Source organism: Deinococcus radiotolerans, from assembly GCF_014647435.1.
Lineage (GTDB): Bacteria > Deinococcota > Deinococci > Deinococcales > Deinococcaceae > Deinococcus > Deinococcus radiotolerans.
In genome coordinates, this window is the sequence record NZ_BMPE01000026.1 from 33,394 (window position 1) to 48,363 (window position 14,970).

General features: G+C 66.7%; 8 protein-coding genes and 1 pseudogene. 5 read left to right on the forward strand and 4 right to left on the reverse strand.

What is annotated here, in order from left to right:
• Window positions 1-263: 263 nt before the first annotated feature.
• From IEY63_RS20475 to ptsP, 3 genes are all read right to left on the reverse strand, one after another.
• A complete protein-coding gene (locus IEY63_RS20475) occupies window positions 264-2,063 on the reverse strand; it encodes a PTS fructose-like transporter subunit IIB (protein ID WP_189070859.1) in 1,800 nt (599 codons plus the stop codon).
• A gap of 87 nt (window positions 2,064-2,150) precedes the next feature.
• Entirely contained in the window at window positions 2,151-3,116 is a 966-nt protein-coding gene (pfkB, locus tag IEY63_RS20480; protein ID WP_229784834.1) for a 1-phosphofructokinase, read from the reverse strand.
• The gene (gene ptsP, locus IEY63_RS20485) at window positions 3,113-5,608 is read right to left on the reverse strand and encodes a phosphoenolpyruvate--protein phosphotransferase (protein ID WP_189070860.1); all 2,496 of its coding nucleotides are present in this window, start codon (window positions 5,606-5,608) and stop codon (window positions 3,113-3,115) included. Before ptsP ends, pfkB begins: the two co-directional genes overlap by 4 nt.
• Before the next feature lie 207 nt (window positions 5,609-5,815).
• Here ptsP and IEY63_RS20490 point away from each other — a divergent pair, with 207 nt between their 5' ends.
• Complete coding sequence (locus IEY63_RS20490; protein ID WP_189070861.1) at window positions 5,816-6,583, forward strand: DeoR/GlpR family DNA-binding transcription regulator; 768 nt, start codon at window positions 5,816-5,818, stop codon at window positions 6,581-6,583.
• A gap of 134 nt (window positions 6,584-6,717) precedes the next feature.
• Here IEY63_RS20490 and IEY63_RS20495 read toward each other — a convergent pair.
• A pseudogene (locus IEY63_RS20495) lies at window positions 6,718-7,817 on the reverse strand (transposase).
• A 114-nt stretch (window positions 7,818-7,931) separates the two neighbouring features.
• On the opposite strand from IEY63_RS20495, the gene IEY63_RS20500 reads away from it, so the two are divergent.
• From IEY63_RS20500 to IEY63_RS20515, 4 genes are all read left to right on the forward strand, one after another.
• The gene (locus IEY63_RS20500; protein ID WP_189070862.1) at window positions 7,932-9,629 is read left to right on the forward strand and encodes a sensor histidine kinase; all 1,698 of its coding nucleotides are present in this window, start codon (window positions 7,932-7,934) and stop codon (window positions 9,627-9,629) included.
• Between the two features lie 1,382 nt (window positions 9,630-11,011).
• Window positions 11,012-13,843, forward strand: coding sequence for a sensor domain-containing protein (locus IEY63_RS20505; RefSeq protein ID WP_189070863.1), 2,832 nt, complete (start codon window positions 11,012-11,014; stop codon window positions 13,841-13,843).
• Window positions 13,844-14,002: 159 nt separating this feature from the next.
• Window positions 14,003-14,266: a cold-shock protein gene (locus tag IEY63_RS20510; RefSeq protein WP_189070864.1), complete on the forward strand. Its 264-nt coding sequence runs from the start codon at window positions 14,003-14,005 to the stop codon at window positions 14,264-14,266.
• A 203-nt stretch (window positions 14,267-14,469) separates the two neighbouring features.
• A complete protein-coding gene (locus IEY63_RS20515; protein ID WP_189070865.1) occupies window positions 14,470-14,727 on the forward strand; it encodes a hypothetical protein in 258 nt (85 codons plus the stop codon).
• Window positions 14,728-14,970: the final 243 nt, after the last annotated feature.

A 14,970-nucleotide genomic window follows, 5' to 3' on the forward strand; every position in this document is an offset into this window, starting at 1 on the left:
GTTGGGGAGTGGGGAGAATCTCTTCCAGATACGCCGGTCAGAGGGGGGCCACCGAAAGTGTTTAAGCTCCCCCGGCATGTGTCGGAGCTGAGCCCCGTGGGTCAGCCGGAACGCTGTCCCAGCCTTCAGCAAGTCAAAACCGTCCGCGCCTCTTGAGGGGGCGCGGACGGTCTATCTCTCACGTCTTCAATTTTTGCGCGGCGGACCTGTCAACTTCAGCATGCCCTGCTCATGAGCACCGCTGCTGTTCATGGCGCCCTGGGTCAGTCGGCTGCGACGCTGGCGCGTTCGCTGCTCAGCGGCAGGCCATCCTCACCGAGGGGTTTTTTCAGGATGCCCAGCATCAGGGTGCTGACTACGGTGCCGGCCACGATCGCGGCGACGTACATGGGCAGGTTCGTCACGGCGTTCGGGATGAACAGCACGAAGATCCCGCCGTGCGGGGCGCGCAGCAGGCACCCGGCCGCCATGCTGATCGCCCCGGCGACCGCGCTGCCTGCCATGAGGCTGGGAATCACGCGCAGCGGATCACGCGCCGCAAAGGGAATGGCGCCCTCGGTGATGAACGAGATGCCCAGCACGCCCGCCGCCTTCCCGGCCTCCACCTCGTCCTTCGTGAAGCGGTTTTTGAACACCAGGGTCGCCAGGAACAGCGCCAGGGGCGGGGTCATCCCGGCGGCCATGGTCGCGGCGATCGGGCCGTAGACCTTGGCGCCCAGCAGGCCGGTACTGAAGGTGTACGCAGCCTTGTTGATCGGGCCGCCCATGTCGAAGGCCATCATGCCGCCCAGCAGCGCGCCCAGCAGCGCCGCGCTGGTGTTGCCCAGGCCCTGCAGCCACGCGGTCAGGCCGGTCAGGGCCGCCGCGACGGGCTTGCCGACCACGAACATCATCAGCAGGCCCACGCCCAGCGTGCCCAGCAGCGGCAGGATCAGGGTGGGTTTCAGACCTTCCAGCGTGCGGGGCAGTTTGATCGCGCGGGTCAGCCACAGCACGAGGTACCCGGCCAGGAAGCCCGCGATGATGCCGCCCAGGAAGCCGCTGCCGGTCAGGCCCGCCAGGAAACCGCCGATCATGCCGGGCGCCAGGCCGGGCCGGTCGGCGATGGAGAACGCGATGTATCCGGCGAGGACCGGGACGAACAGCCCGAACGCGCCGTTCGCGCCGATCTTGAACAGGGTGTTGCCGAGCGTCCCGGCGTACTTGTCCTCGTAGATGAAGATGCCCTGGTCCCCGAACTGGAACGACCCGATCGCGAAGGCCAGCGCGATGAGCAGGCCGCCGGCGACCACGAAGGGCAGCATGTGCGACACGCCGGTCATCAGGTGCTTGTAGAAGGCGGGGGTGCCCGCGTTCTTCGCGGCTTTCGCGGCGGCGGCCTGCGCGACGTAGTCGGGGCTGCTGGCATCCGCGCCGCCCGCCGCCGTCACGCCGTGCACGGCCGCCTGCGCCTGCGCCGTGGTGATGACGGCCGCGCCGTCCTTGATAGCGGGCTTCGTGCCGGTCACGTACACGCGCTTGCCGGTGAAACGTGACAGGTCCACGTTCGTGTCCGCCGCGATGACCACCAGGTCCGCGCGGGCGATGTCGTCGGGCGTCAGGGTGTTCCCGGCGCCGACGCTGCCCTGCGTCTCGATCTTCGCGGTGTACCCGAGTTTCTTCGCGCCGCCTTCCAGGCCCTCGGCGGCCATGAAGGTGTGCGCGATGCCGGTGGGGCAGGCGGTGATGCCCACGATGTGCAGCGGCGCGGCGGCGGGCGCCCCGGTGGCGCCGGCGCGGGCCAGCAGCGCGCCCGGATCACGGATGGCGTCCTGCGTCCCGGCGCGCACGATGGTCTTCCCGGCGAAGCGGGATTCGTCCACGGCCACGTCGGCCGCGAGGATCACCAGGTCCGCCTGCGCGATCTGCACGGGGGTCAGGGTGCCTTCCGTGCCGACGCTGCCCTGCGTCTCGACGTGCAGGGTGAGCCCGGCCTGGGCGGCGGCGCGCCGCAGCGACTCGGCGGCCATGAAGGTGTGGGCGATGCCGGTGGGGCAGGCCGTGACAGCGACAATCTGAGCCATACGTTCTCCTGAAGGGGGGGCAGCGACCTGAGGGGCTGCCGCGGACAGTGCGGGAAGGGGGTGAAAACAGGCCGGTGGACTGGAGGGTCAGTGGGTCAGGGGCTGGGCGGCCTCGACCTGCACCTGCGCGGCCAGGACGTCCAACTCCGTGCGGGGAGGCAGGTGCGCGCCCAGGCGGGTGATGCTGCCCGCGCTGAAGGCCGTGGCACGCCGCGCGGCGTCTGCGAGGTTCAGGCCGTCCAGGTGGGCGCTGATCAGTCCGGCGACCATGGCGTCCCCCGCGCCGACGGTGCTTTGCACGGTCACGCGCGGCGGGCGGGCGAACAGCGCCTCCTGCGCGGTCACGAGCAGGGCCCCGCGTTCGCCCTGCGACACGGCGACCAGCTCGGCGCCCCGGCGGATCAGGTCGCGCGCGGCGGCCAGGACCTCGGCGTCGGTGGTCAGCGGGTGCCCCAGCGCCGTTTCCAGCTCGTGGATGTTCGGTTTGACTAGGTGCGGCAGCGTGTCGGCGGTCAGCGCGGCGCGCAGGGCTTCGCCGCTGGTATCCAGCGCCACGAAGCGTCCCTGCCCGCGCAGGCGGGCGATCTCCTCGGCGTAGAAGCTGGCTTGGACGCCCGGCGGGAGGCTGCCGCACAGCGCCACGACCTCCACTCCGGCGGGCTGCGAGCGTAGCGTGGCTTGCAGGTGCGCCAGCGCGCGGGCGCCGACGGTCAGGCCCGGCAGGTTCAGGTCGGTGGTGTCGCCGCGCGCGGGGTCGACCAGTTTCAGGCCCACGCGGGTTGCGCCGGGCACCCGCACGAACTCGTCACTGACGCCCTTGTCGCGGAACAGCGTCTCGAAAGGCGCGGCGTTGTCGCGGCCCAGCAGGCCGGTCGCGGCGACGGGCACGCCCCAGTCGGCCAGGATGGCGGCCACGTTCACGCCCTTGCCGCCTGCGTCCTGCTGCGCGCCCTGAGCGGCGTTCACCTCGCCCCGCTGCCAGCCGCCCGCCTGCACGGTCAGGTCCAGCGCGGGGTTCAGGGTGACGGTCAGGACGCGCGGCGTAACGCTCACGCGCGGACCTCACCGGCACTCAGGGTGCGGGCCAGGGCGCGCACGCTCGCCGCGTCGGGCTGCGCCAGGGCCCGCTCGGCCAGATCGCGCAGGGTGGCGAGATCGTGCTGCCGCAGCGCGGCCTTCACGGCCGGGATCTGCGGGGCGCTGACCGACAGTTCCTTCACGCCCAGCCCGGTCAGGATCAGCGCGCCGACCTCGTCCCCGGCGGCGCCGCCGCACACGCCCACCCACTTCCCGTGCGCCTCGGCGGCCTGCACGGTCAGCGCCACGAGTTGCAGCACGGCGGGGTGCATCGCGTCGGTCTGGCGGGCCAGTTGTGGGTGCAGGCGGTCCATGGCCAGGGTGTACTGGGTCAGGTCATTCGTGCCGACGCTGAAGAAGTCCACCTCGGGGGCGAGCTGAGCGGCGAGCAGCGCCGCCGAGGGCACCTCGATCATCACGCCCAGCGGAATGCGCGGCGCGTCCAGCTCGGCGCGCACGTCATCGAGCAGCGCGCGGGCGCGGCGGAAGTCCTCCAGGGTGCTGATCATGGGGAACATGACGTGCACGTTCGGGTGATCCTTCGCGACGCGCACGATGGCGCGCAGCTGCGGCAGGAACAGGTCCGGGCGCTCGAAGCACAGGCGGATGCCGCGCAGGCCCAGGAAGGAGTTGTCCTCACGCTCCAGGCCCAGGTACGGCACGTCCTTGTCCCCACCGATGTCCAGCGTGCGGATGATCAGCGGGCGCTCGCCGAGCGATTCGGCCATGGCGCGGTACTCGCGTTCCTGCTCGTCCTCGGTGGGGACGCTGTCGCGCTCCAGGAACAGGAACTCGGTGCGCATCAGGCCCACGCCCTCGGCCCCGGCGTCGAGCGCACCGGGCGCGGCGGCGGCGCGGTTGATGTTCGCGGCGATCTCCACACGGGCGCCGTCGCGGGTCGCGCCGGGGCGGTGCCGGTCGGCGCGGGCGCGGTCCAGTTCGGCCTGCAGTTGCCCCTGGCGGGCGCGGGCGGCCTGCACGTCCGCCGCCGAAGGGTTCAGGTACAGGGCACCCGCCTGCCCGTCGAGGATGGCGGGGGTGCCGTCCGGGATGTCCAGCAGGCCACTGCCGGCGGCGACCACGGCGGGCAGGCCCAGCCCGCGCGCGATGATCGCGGTGTGGCTGGTCGGGCCGCCCTGCGCGGTCACGAAGCCCAGCAGGCTGCCCTCGCTGAAGCGGGCGGTGTCGCTGGGCGTCAGGTCCGGGGCGAGCAGGATCGCGGGGGCGGCGCCCTCCAGGCGGTCCTCGCCCAGGCCCAGCAGGCGGCGCAGCACGCGGCGCTGCACGTCGCCCAGGTCGGCGGCGCGCGCGGCGAGGGTCGGATCGTCGAGTTTCTGCAGCTGCGCGATGCGCTCGCCGCTGGCCTGCTGGTACGCCCAGGCCGCGCCGTGCCCGTCCAGAACGAGATTCACGGCGTCCTGCACGGTGCCCTCGTCGGTGAGCAGTTCGCGGTGCGCGCGGAAGATCGCGGCCCGGTCGGCGTGCCCCGCCTGCGTCTGCTGCTCGATCAGGCCGTCGAGTTCGGCGGCGGCGGCGTTTAGTGCGTCGTCCAGCGCCTGCGCCTGCGCGGTCGCCTCGCCGGGCTGGTCGGTGACGTGCAGTTCGGCCGGACGGTACACGCGGGTCTCGCCGATCACCAGGCCGTCGCTGGCCGGGACGCCCTCGATGGTCGCCCCGACCTGCGTAGGCCGCCAGTCGGCCTCACGCCGCACGGGCTCGGCCGGGGCGGCCAGGCTCAGGTCGTCGCCCAGCCCGGCGCGGATCGCGTCGGTCACGGCGCCCAGCGCCGCCTCGCTGTCCGCCCGCACCGTCAGGACGCTGCCGCGCTTCAGGCCCAGGCTGAGCAATTCCATCAGGCGCAGCGCGTCTGCGCTCTGCCCGCCGTGCTCTACCCGCACGCGCGCGCCCAGGCGGCGCACCAGATTGGCGAGCATGGTGCCGGGCCGGGCGTGCATGCCCAGCGGGTTGGGCAGGGTGACCTGTGCGCTGAAGGGCAGCGCCGGACCGGCGGTGGACGTGGCGGGGTCCTCGGCGGTGGCCTCGCCGGTCAGGGCGCGCTGCACCAGGGCCGCGTCGCCGGTCGTCGAGAGCTGCTCGACCAGGGCGTCGTCGGCGAGCACGCGGGTCAGGCGGCGCAGGATGTCGAGGTGCTCGTCGCTGGCCGCCGCGATCCCCACAACGAGGCGCACGGTTTCGCCGCCCTCGCCCCAGGCGACGCCCTGCGGGAGTTGCAGCACGGCGATGCCGGTCCGGTGGATGAGGTGGCGGGTGTCGGGCGTGCCGTGCGGAATGGCGATGCCGCTGCCCAGGTAGGTGTTCGCCTGACCCTCGCGGGCGAGCATGCCGCCTAGGTAGGCGGGGTCGACGTTCCCAGCGCCGGCCAGCAGCGAGGCGACCTGTTCGATGGCGGCCTGTTTGCTGCTGGCCTGCGCGCCGAGGCGGATCAGTGAGCGGGGGAGGTTGATCATGGTTGCTTCTCCTGTGGGGAGAGCGGGACAGCCACCCGCTCGCCTGCCGATTCCTGACGAATCGTGATCAATTTTGAGCAATTTCGATCATAGTTGACATGGCCCTGACCATCAAGTGCCCAGGTCACCCTTGCCTGGACACGCCCGCCACCACGGCAGAAACGCGCCCTCACCCACCCCTGTTCCCACGCGCTACCATGAGCAGAGATGAACGCCCCCCTCGCGGAGGACCGCCTCCAGCGCATCCTCGACCTGCTCTCCCGCCACGGCCGGATGCGCACCACCGCCCTGACCGAAGCGCTCGGCGTCAGCGGCGCCACCACCCGCCGCGACCTCGACCTGCTCGCCAGCCGCGGCCTGATCCGCAAACTCCACGGCGGCGCGGCCCTGGCCAGCCAGGACCAGCAGTATGCGGACCGGCAGCAGCTCCACCAGGACGCCAAAACCCGCCTCGCCCAGACCGCCCTGAGCCTCATTAACCCCGGCGCGACCCTGTATCTCGACGCGGGCACCACGGCTCTGGCCGTCGCGCAGGCCCTCCGGCGCACCCCCCAGCTGACCCGCACGCTGCGCGTCGTCACCCACGGCATCGACGTCGCCTACGAACTCAACGGCGAATGCCCCCTCTACGTCGTCGGCGGCGAACTCTACGGCAGCACCTACAGCCTGACCGGCCCCGATGCCCTGGACACCATCCGCCGCTACCGCTACGACCTCTTCCTGGTCGGCTGCACCAGCATCGACCCCACCCGCGGCCTGACGAACAGCAACCTCATCGAGGCCCAGCAGAAAGCCGCCATCATGACCCAGGCCACGCGCACCGTCCTCATCGCCGACCACAGCAAATGGGGCCCCACGGGCTTCGCCACCTTCGCCACCCTGAACCAGGTGCAGGACTGGGTCACCGACCACGCCGGACCCGTCGCCCGCTGCGCCTTCGAGGACGCCGGCGTGCGCATCCACGCCAGCACCTGACAGTACTGCTCAGCTGCGTCCGAGAGCATCGAAGCCTCACAGCATCTGATGACGACCTCTCGCTCCGCTCGATTTGGCTGAAGGAGGCTGTGTACGGACTCCGACGTCCCAGTCTCCAACACGTATTGGCAGGCTCAGCACCTGACACTTCGGGAAGCTGACGTGCGAGCGGTTGGGAACGGCGTTCCGAGGAGTGCAGACATTCCCAGAAGACCTTGCCGCCCCACCACACCCCTTAACTCAGGATCTGCCATCCGATCCGCGCCTGACTCACGACCACCCGCCCGCGCTTGTCCCGCCGAGGGGCGTGGGTCTCTGTCCGCTGTGCGCCGATCCGAGTCATCCAGGCCAGCACAATACACAGTAGTCCGAAGAGCCGAGAGATTCGTTCAGGGGCTGTCATGTGTGGCCTCAAAATTCAGCCCGCGGGCTTTCAATGCGGAAAACGCCGATTCAATCGCCGACCTGAGCTGATAAGTCCGCAACACGTCCAGCACGGGCAAATCGGATGCCACGATCACCCTGTCTCCCTCGAAGGACAGGGTAATGACCATGTGCATCCAGCCCCCATACACCCACGTTCGCTCGAATAGGGTGCGCACCTGTCCCAGTTGCAGCATCGTGAATAGGTCTTGCACCAGTTCATCCTCGATCCTGGTGTTCTCCCGGATGCGGATACACTGCCGGATGCGTTTCCAGCGCAGGAGCGCAGCAACGAGCACCACTCGCGCCCCACGAACTCCCGATCTGCGATGACGACGGCCCACCGTCGAGCGGGCAGGACGTTGAGCAATTGAGCAACCAGCAGGATTCGGGCGGCAGTACAACTGTTGCCTTGATGGGGCAGCATCGACCAGACGAGTGGGATCACCGCGCCCCCGAGGAGGGCGCCCAGCACGAGGATGTTCAGCAGGGTCCGGCCATAGTGCCACGTCGTGCGGTCCATGATGAGGGTGAGCTTGCCGTCGGGCAGTAAGTGAAGCAGGACGTCACAGATGTACTGCCCAGTGAGTTGAGCGTCGTGGCAGACCCGGGCAACCGTCCGAGTCTTTGATTCCAGCGTGGCTGATCTGGGGAGGTGGAGTGCGATCTTGCGGTGGAGCGTGGATTCGACCTGGAGGACGGCCAGAAGGACTTCCGCGAGCCGTCTCAGCGCATCGAGGCGGCGACGAGGGAGATGGGCTTTGAGGTGGGCGGTCAGTGTGTCGGCATGGAATCGGGCAGTATCGGGGATCGTCTCAGACCCAGATGCCGTCCGTTGTCACGCTCCACTGCGTTCGGGACGCCATTTCTGGCGAAATCAGGTGCTGACCACACCTGCCCTTGATTTCCGCCAATACTGTAGGGAATGTCCACAGTTGGTGCGTCTGACCTTGATCGTCTCCAGGTGCTCCTCGCTCAGCGCACCTTCCTGCTTGCGTTTCATGACGCAGTGAAGCCACTCGCCGACCCGGTCGACATTCTGACGACGGCGATTCGCGTGCTGGGCCAGCACCTGGGCGCCAACCGGGTTCTGTACTTCGAGATCCACGGGAACAATTACGTCGTCGAGCACAATTACGTCCACGGCGCTGCGGCACTCACGGGCACCTTTCCGGTGGACTCATTCAGTCCGCGGGTGCTGGAGGCCCAGCAGGCTGGCCGAACCGTGGCCGTCTCCAATGTCGCTGCCGATCCCGGCCTGAGCGCGGAGCGGAAAGAAGCGTATGCGGCGATCGCAGTTGGTGCGCTGGCCGACGTGTCTCTGGTCAAAAATGGCACATTCATCGCTGGGCTGGCCATCCATTTCTCCCAGCCACATGCGTGGACGCCCGAAGAGATCACGCTGTGTGAAGACGTCGCCGAACGGACATGGAGCGCCGTGGAACGGGCCCGCGCCGAAACCGCGTTGCGGGAATCGGAGGACAAATTCCGCAGCCTGTTCAATTCCATCGACGAGGGGTTCTGCATCGTCGAGCTCCTGTTCAGCGAGAACGGGAGACCGGTGGATTACCGGTTTATTCAGGCGAATCCGGCCTTCGTTGAGTTGACGGGCCTCCCTGCTGACGCCCTCGGCAAAACTGCACGGGAGCTCGTCCCAGATCTGGAAGCGTTCTGGGTGGAGACGTACGGCGAGGTCGCGCTGACGGGCCAGGCCGTGCGGTTTGAGAACCGATCGGACGCGATGAACCGCTGGTTCGATGTGTACGCCTCCCGCATCGGTGGCGACGGCAGTCACCAGGTCGCCATCGTGTTCAACAACATCAGTGAGCGCAAACAGGCGGAAGCTGACATCAGGGAACTCAACCGCCTCCTGGAGGCGCGCATTGAGGAAAGGACTCGCAACCTCGCTGTTGAGCGCGCCGCCCTGGAAGTGGCGAATGATGAGCTGCAGGCGTTCAATCACAGCGTCTCGCACGATCTGATGACGCCGCTGCGGCACATCACCGGTTTCGCGCAGTTGGCTTCCAGGAGCCTTGACGATCCGCAAAAGAGCCGCCGTTACCTGGACATCATCGTCCAGGGCGCGCAGCGCATGGAGACGATGATCGAGGGCATGCTGGCCTTGTCACGAACCGGACAGCGCGAACTGAGCGTGGGCATGGTGGATCTGAACCATCTCCTCGAACAGTCGCGGCTTGATGTGCAGGTTCAACATCAGGGCCGGATCATTGAGTGGCGGTTGGGCCAACTCCCTGTCGTTCAGGGTGACCGCGTGACGCTGCAGCAGGTGATGACCAACCTCCTGGAGAACGCGGCGAAATACAGTCGGGAACGCGATCCAGCGGTCATTGAGGTCTGGGCTGAAGAGGACGTGCAGCACTGGACGGTTGTTGTGCGGGACAATGGAGCGGGCTTCGATCCGGCGCGGGCCGGCCAGCTGTTCGGGATGTTCCAGCGCCTCCACCATCAGGACGAATTCAACGGTACAGGGATTGGCCTGTCGTTGGTGCGGCGGATCATCACCCGACATGGCGGGACAGTGAGTGGGACAGCTGCCCTGGGTCAAGGAGCAACGTTCTGCTTCACCTTGCCCAAACCTGAACGTGCGCCAACCATCATTTAAGTGTCCAGGCTTTCAATTGTGAATATTCTCAAGCTCCTGATGCTTCGGGTCGCTGCGGTATTGACGATCGTGAACAGAGTGCCACGTCCCTGAAGGCAACCCAAGAGCACAAGTCCACCGCACTGCCTGGCTGAGTGCATATCACCCGATCCGCGTGTGAATCACGACCCTTTGTCCGTGGTTGTCTCGCTGAGGGGCGTGAGTCTCTGTCCGCTGCGGGCCGATCCGGGTCATCCAGGCCAGCGTGAGACACAGCAGTCCGAACAGTCAGGACATTCACTCTGGAGTGGTCAGGTGCGTGGCCTCCAGCTTCAGCCCGCGAGATTTCAACGGGCTGACCACGGAGTCAATGCCCTAGCGGACACGACAGGGGTACAACACGTCCAGCATGGGCACCTCCGACGCGACGATCACCTTGTCCCCACGGGGACAGCGTGATGACCACGTGCAGTCAGCCCCCATAGACTCACGTCCGCCTGAACAGGGTGCGCACCTCTCCCGGTTGCAGCGTCGTGAGTAGATCCGCACTGCGTCCATGACGCCATTTCAGCCGAAGTGTCAGGTGTTGAGCTCGGGCGTACAGAGCAAAACATTCTCGATTCTGTTTTCGTCGTTTGAAGCTAAGCTGAGCACGTTCCTGCTGCCGAGACAGACGATGGCTTTGCTCCGCGAGAGTGTTGCAGCGGGCCGTAGAAACACCTTGGATGTGCTTCACCCTGTGGGCCACAGGCCTGCCCGGATGGCCGCCCTATCGCTCTACAGCTTGTCCGTGTGGATCGAAACTGGTGTGGACGGCTAGGAGGTGCGCGTTCTCGCCGAATTCGGCGTGCAGGCGTTTTATGAACGGGATGCTGCGGGAGAGGCAGCTGGGGCATTCGAGGTTGAAGGTCATGAGCAAGCACAGGCCGCGCTGACTTCCCTTCGGCGGGACAGCGACGGCTTCTGGCTGCTTTCAGTTGCTCGGGCTGCCAGTCCCGACCGTCAGCACTCCGGTTTCCCAACGTGTCAGGTGCTGAGGCATGATCTGCCAGAGAGCGGCCGGAACTAGCGTTTCGATCATCTCAGTACCCTCGTCCAGCCGTATGGTCCCCAGGCTCTTCCATGGTTATCCATCAGAGTGCACGGCGCGCTGCGGCGAGGTACACCGTCACCGCCGACGGTGCGTGGAGTGGGGAGACGGCAGGTTTGAGTGGCGTCCGCAGTGAAGTAGCTTTTCATGACGTGCGGGATCAACAGGCGGCCGAGTGACCGAGCGATTGCACAGGACGGGTACACTAGGGGTCATCCGTTCACCGGCCGATTCAGCTGTCCTCCGGGCACTGCTGCAAGCAGCGCCTCGTCAGCGCGCACCATTCATCCTCTCCACCGCTTGAGGCTCTCCCGTGCCAGAACACCACGCTCAGATGTTCAATGTCGTCTTCCAGCACGCTCGACTGGGCATGGCGCTCGTGAGCCTGGACGGCCGCTACATCACCGTGAACGACGCGCTGGGGCAGATGCTGGGCGTCCCGGCCTCCGAGCTCGCCGGTCAAGCCGCTGAGCAGTTCATCCATCCAGACGATCTCCCGGTGAACAGCGCGGAATTCAGTGCCCTCCGGAACGGCTCGCAGCGCGAGTTCACCGCGGTCCAGCGGTACAGTCCGCGGACGGGCGGCGTCCTGTGGCTCGAGGTGTCGGTCGTTGCGGTCACCGATGAGAGGGGCCAGCTGGCCTGCGCCGTGACGCAACTGCGTGACGTCACCGCCGAGCGGGCGCAGGCCGAGCGACTCCAGGCACTCAGTGACCAACTGGACGTGGCGGTGCAGGCCACCGAGGACGGCGTGTGGGACTGGCCGGTGGGCACCCCGTGGGTGCAGGTCACCGAGCGCTGGCAGGTCTTGATGGGCGGTGACCCTCAGGCGCGCCGCGCCTCGCTGCGCTGGTGGTGGCAGCGCATTCACCGTGCCGATCGTCCCCAGGTGCGCAGCCAGCTGCAGGCGCACCTTGCGGGGACACGCCCGAACGTGGATGTGGTGCACCGCGCGCTGCTCCCGGACGGTCACTGGCGTTGGTTGGCCTTCCGAGGCCGCATTGTGAAACGCAGCCCGGAGGGCCGCCCCGTCAGGATGGCCGGCACGTTGACGGACATAGAAGACCGCCTGCAGACCCAGCAGGACCTCCAGATCCTGCTGGATCACCTGCCTGTGATGATCGGCTACTGGGACGCGCAGCAGCGCAACCGGTTCGGCAATCAGCGGTACGTCGACTGGTACGCCCAGCCGCCAGCGCAGCTGCACGGCCAGCAGCTTCGTGACGTCATCGGTCCCGACCTGTATGCGCGCAACCGGCCGTTCATTGAGAAGGCCTTGCAGGGCGAACCGCAATCGTTCGAGCGGCGCATCACCACCCCGGATGGACGCGTCCTGGACACGCTGCTGCAGTACATTCCGGACCGGCGGGGGCCGGACGTCCGGGGATTCTACGTGCTGGGCACCGATATCACCGCGTACCGTCAGACGGAGCAGGACCTTGACGCGCAACGTGAACTGTCCCGGATCACGCTGGAAGCTATTGGCGACGGGGTCATCACCACCGACGCCGACGGGCGCGTCACGTTCATGAATCCGGTCGCGCAGCGCCTGACCGGCTGGCAGGAAGCTGAAGCGGTGCGCCAGCCTATTGAACAGGTGATGCCGCTCTGGAACGATCAGGCGAGGCGCGCGGTGCTGAATCCCATCCGCGTGACCTTGCGGGAGCGGCAGGTGGTCCGCCTGTCCTCCAACGCGGCGCTCCGCAGCCGCCTCGGTGGAGTGGCCCACATCGAAGACACGGCCGCGCCGATCTTTGACCGCAGAGGTGACCTGATCGGGGGCGTGATCGTCTTCCACGACGTGACGGAAAAGCAGCACCTGGCGGAGCGGATGAGTCACCTGGCCCGGCACGATCATCTGACGGGCCTGCCGAACCGGACGACGCTGCTGGATCAGTTGGCCCTGACGCTTGAGCAGGCGGGCCCACAGCAGCCGGCCTTCGCCGTGCTGTTCGTGGACCTCGACGAGTTCAAGCAGGTCAACGACACCCTCGGGCACGCGCTCGGTGACGAGGTGCTGCGGCAGGTCGCCGCCCGGCTCCAGCTGGAGATGCGCAGTACGGACGTCGTGGCCCGTCAGGGTGGCGATGAATTCCTGATCCTCCTGGCTGAAGCGGTCACTGCGCCTGAAATTCAGGCCATTGGCGAGCGGCTTCTACGGACCCTGCGGCGTCCCTTCGACGTGGGAGAGCATCACGTGACCGTCTCGGCCAGTCTCGGCGCCGCGCTGTATCCGGGGGACGGAACCGACGCAGACATCCTGATTCGGCGTGCGGACGCCGCCATGTACCGGGCGAAAGCGGAGGGCCGGGACCGGCTGCGCTTCTACGACGCGCAGCTGGACGCTCAGGTCCGAGAACAGCAGGTGATGATGAGGGCGCTGCGGACAGCAGTGCAGGCGCAGGCGTTCCACCTGGTATACCAGCCGCAGGTGAATGTCCGCACGGGCGCGGTTGTGGGCGTTGAGGCGCTGCTGCGGTGGACCCTGCCGGATGGCAGCAGCGTGTCCCCTGCGACGTTTATTCCGCTGGCGGAGCGGATGGGGGTGATGCTGCACCTGGGGACCTGGGTGCTGCGTGAGGCGGCGCGTCAGGCGCAGGCGTGGCGGCAGGCTGGCGCACCCACGCGCGTGGCGGTGAACGTGTCCGCGGCGCAGTTCCAGGATCCACAGTTCGTGGCGGCGGTCCGGGCCGCCCTGGCGGATCACCTGCTGCCAGCCGAGCTGCTGGAGCTGGAAGTCACGGAGACCCTCCTGATGCATGACGTGCCCCGCGTGCGGCAGGTGCTTCAGGAACTCAAGGGTCTGGGGGTGACCCTGTCACTGGATGATTTCGGGACGGGGTATTCCAGCCTGAGGTACCTGCAGGCCTTCCCGATTGACACGTTGAAGATCGACCGGTCTTTTCTGTCCAGTGAGCATCAGGGAGATCAGGTGATCCTGGGTGCCATCGTGAGCCTGGGGCGGACACTGGGACTCCAGGTGATTGCAGAGGGCGTCGAGACGCCCGCACAGGAACGGCTCCTGCTGGCCCTTGGGTGTGAGTGGATGCAGGGGTTCCTGTATGCCCGGCCGATGACCGTGGACGAGTTGGACCTCTGGCGCGGTGCGTGGGGGCAAAGACGGACCCGGGTGAGTGGGCCATGACTTCAAGGACAGGCAGACACAATCTGTAAGCCAGCACCTTGCATGAGTGGTTGTATCGGCATAGAATCGCCAAGTTATCTTTCAGGTCCGCAGTGAATAGGTCCCGTACCAGGAGAGTCATGGTGAAGGGCTTCGGACGTGGAAGATCAGGAGTTGAATATGGCTTCAGGTACAGTCAAGTGGTTTAACGCAGAGAAAGGGTTCGGGTTCATCCAGACCCCCGGGAGCCCCGACGTGTTCGCGCATTTCAGCGCCATCCAGGGCAGCGGCTTCAAGAAGCTGAACGAAGGCGACGAAGTCGAATTCGACATCGAAGACGGCCAGCGCGGCAAGGGTCCCCAGGCCAAAAACATTGTCGTGACCAAAGCGGCGCCCGTGAGCGAGTACGGCGATCGGCCCCAGCGCCGCGACGACCGCTGGTAAGCTCAGTCCACATCAAGAAGGAGAGCCTTTGTCGGCTCTCCTTTCTGTTGTGAGGGGCCTGCCAGCAGGTTCAGTGCCACGAGGGGCCAGCGGATGACGGCCGGGACCCTGTTCGGCCGACGTTGACTGTGAGTCTGGCGCTTTTTTGGAATCAATTGAGTTCGCGTGCAGGATTGCATTCGAAATGTATGCTAGGCTCAGGAGTGTTAATTTTAAACGGTATTTATCATGTGCAGCCCAATAAAAAGTTGACGATTCTTCCCGAGATCAAAGCGCAACCCAAAGGTACGCTTGAATCGGACATCACTGCCTTGCGCGTCGCGTGCGAAATCAGTGGTCGGTGCGACGTCCAGGTGATGACGCAGCACGGCATGATGTTGGGCACATTAGTGGAACGGAAACCCTTGCAGCTCCGCCTATGGCAGTTTGAAGGCTATCTGGCTTTCCCTGCCAAAGCGTAAATGTACGGACTGAGCCCTCATCAGGGAACTCCCTGCACGATCAAAACAGTTTGAAGACGTCAATCAGGGATAGAAAGTCAGCCCCCACCCCAGTTCTGGGGTGGGGCGTTGCACATTGGGGTTCGGCAGGGGCGTGGCCGCTGAGGTGCTGAGGGACAAGCGTGCGGCGCTGGCGTGACTTAGAGCCTGAGGACAGAACACGTCGGACTATGTTCCGATCATGGTCGAGCAGCTCGTACCCGA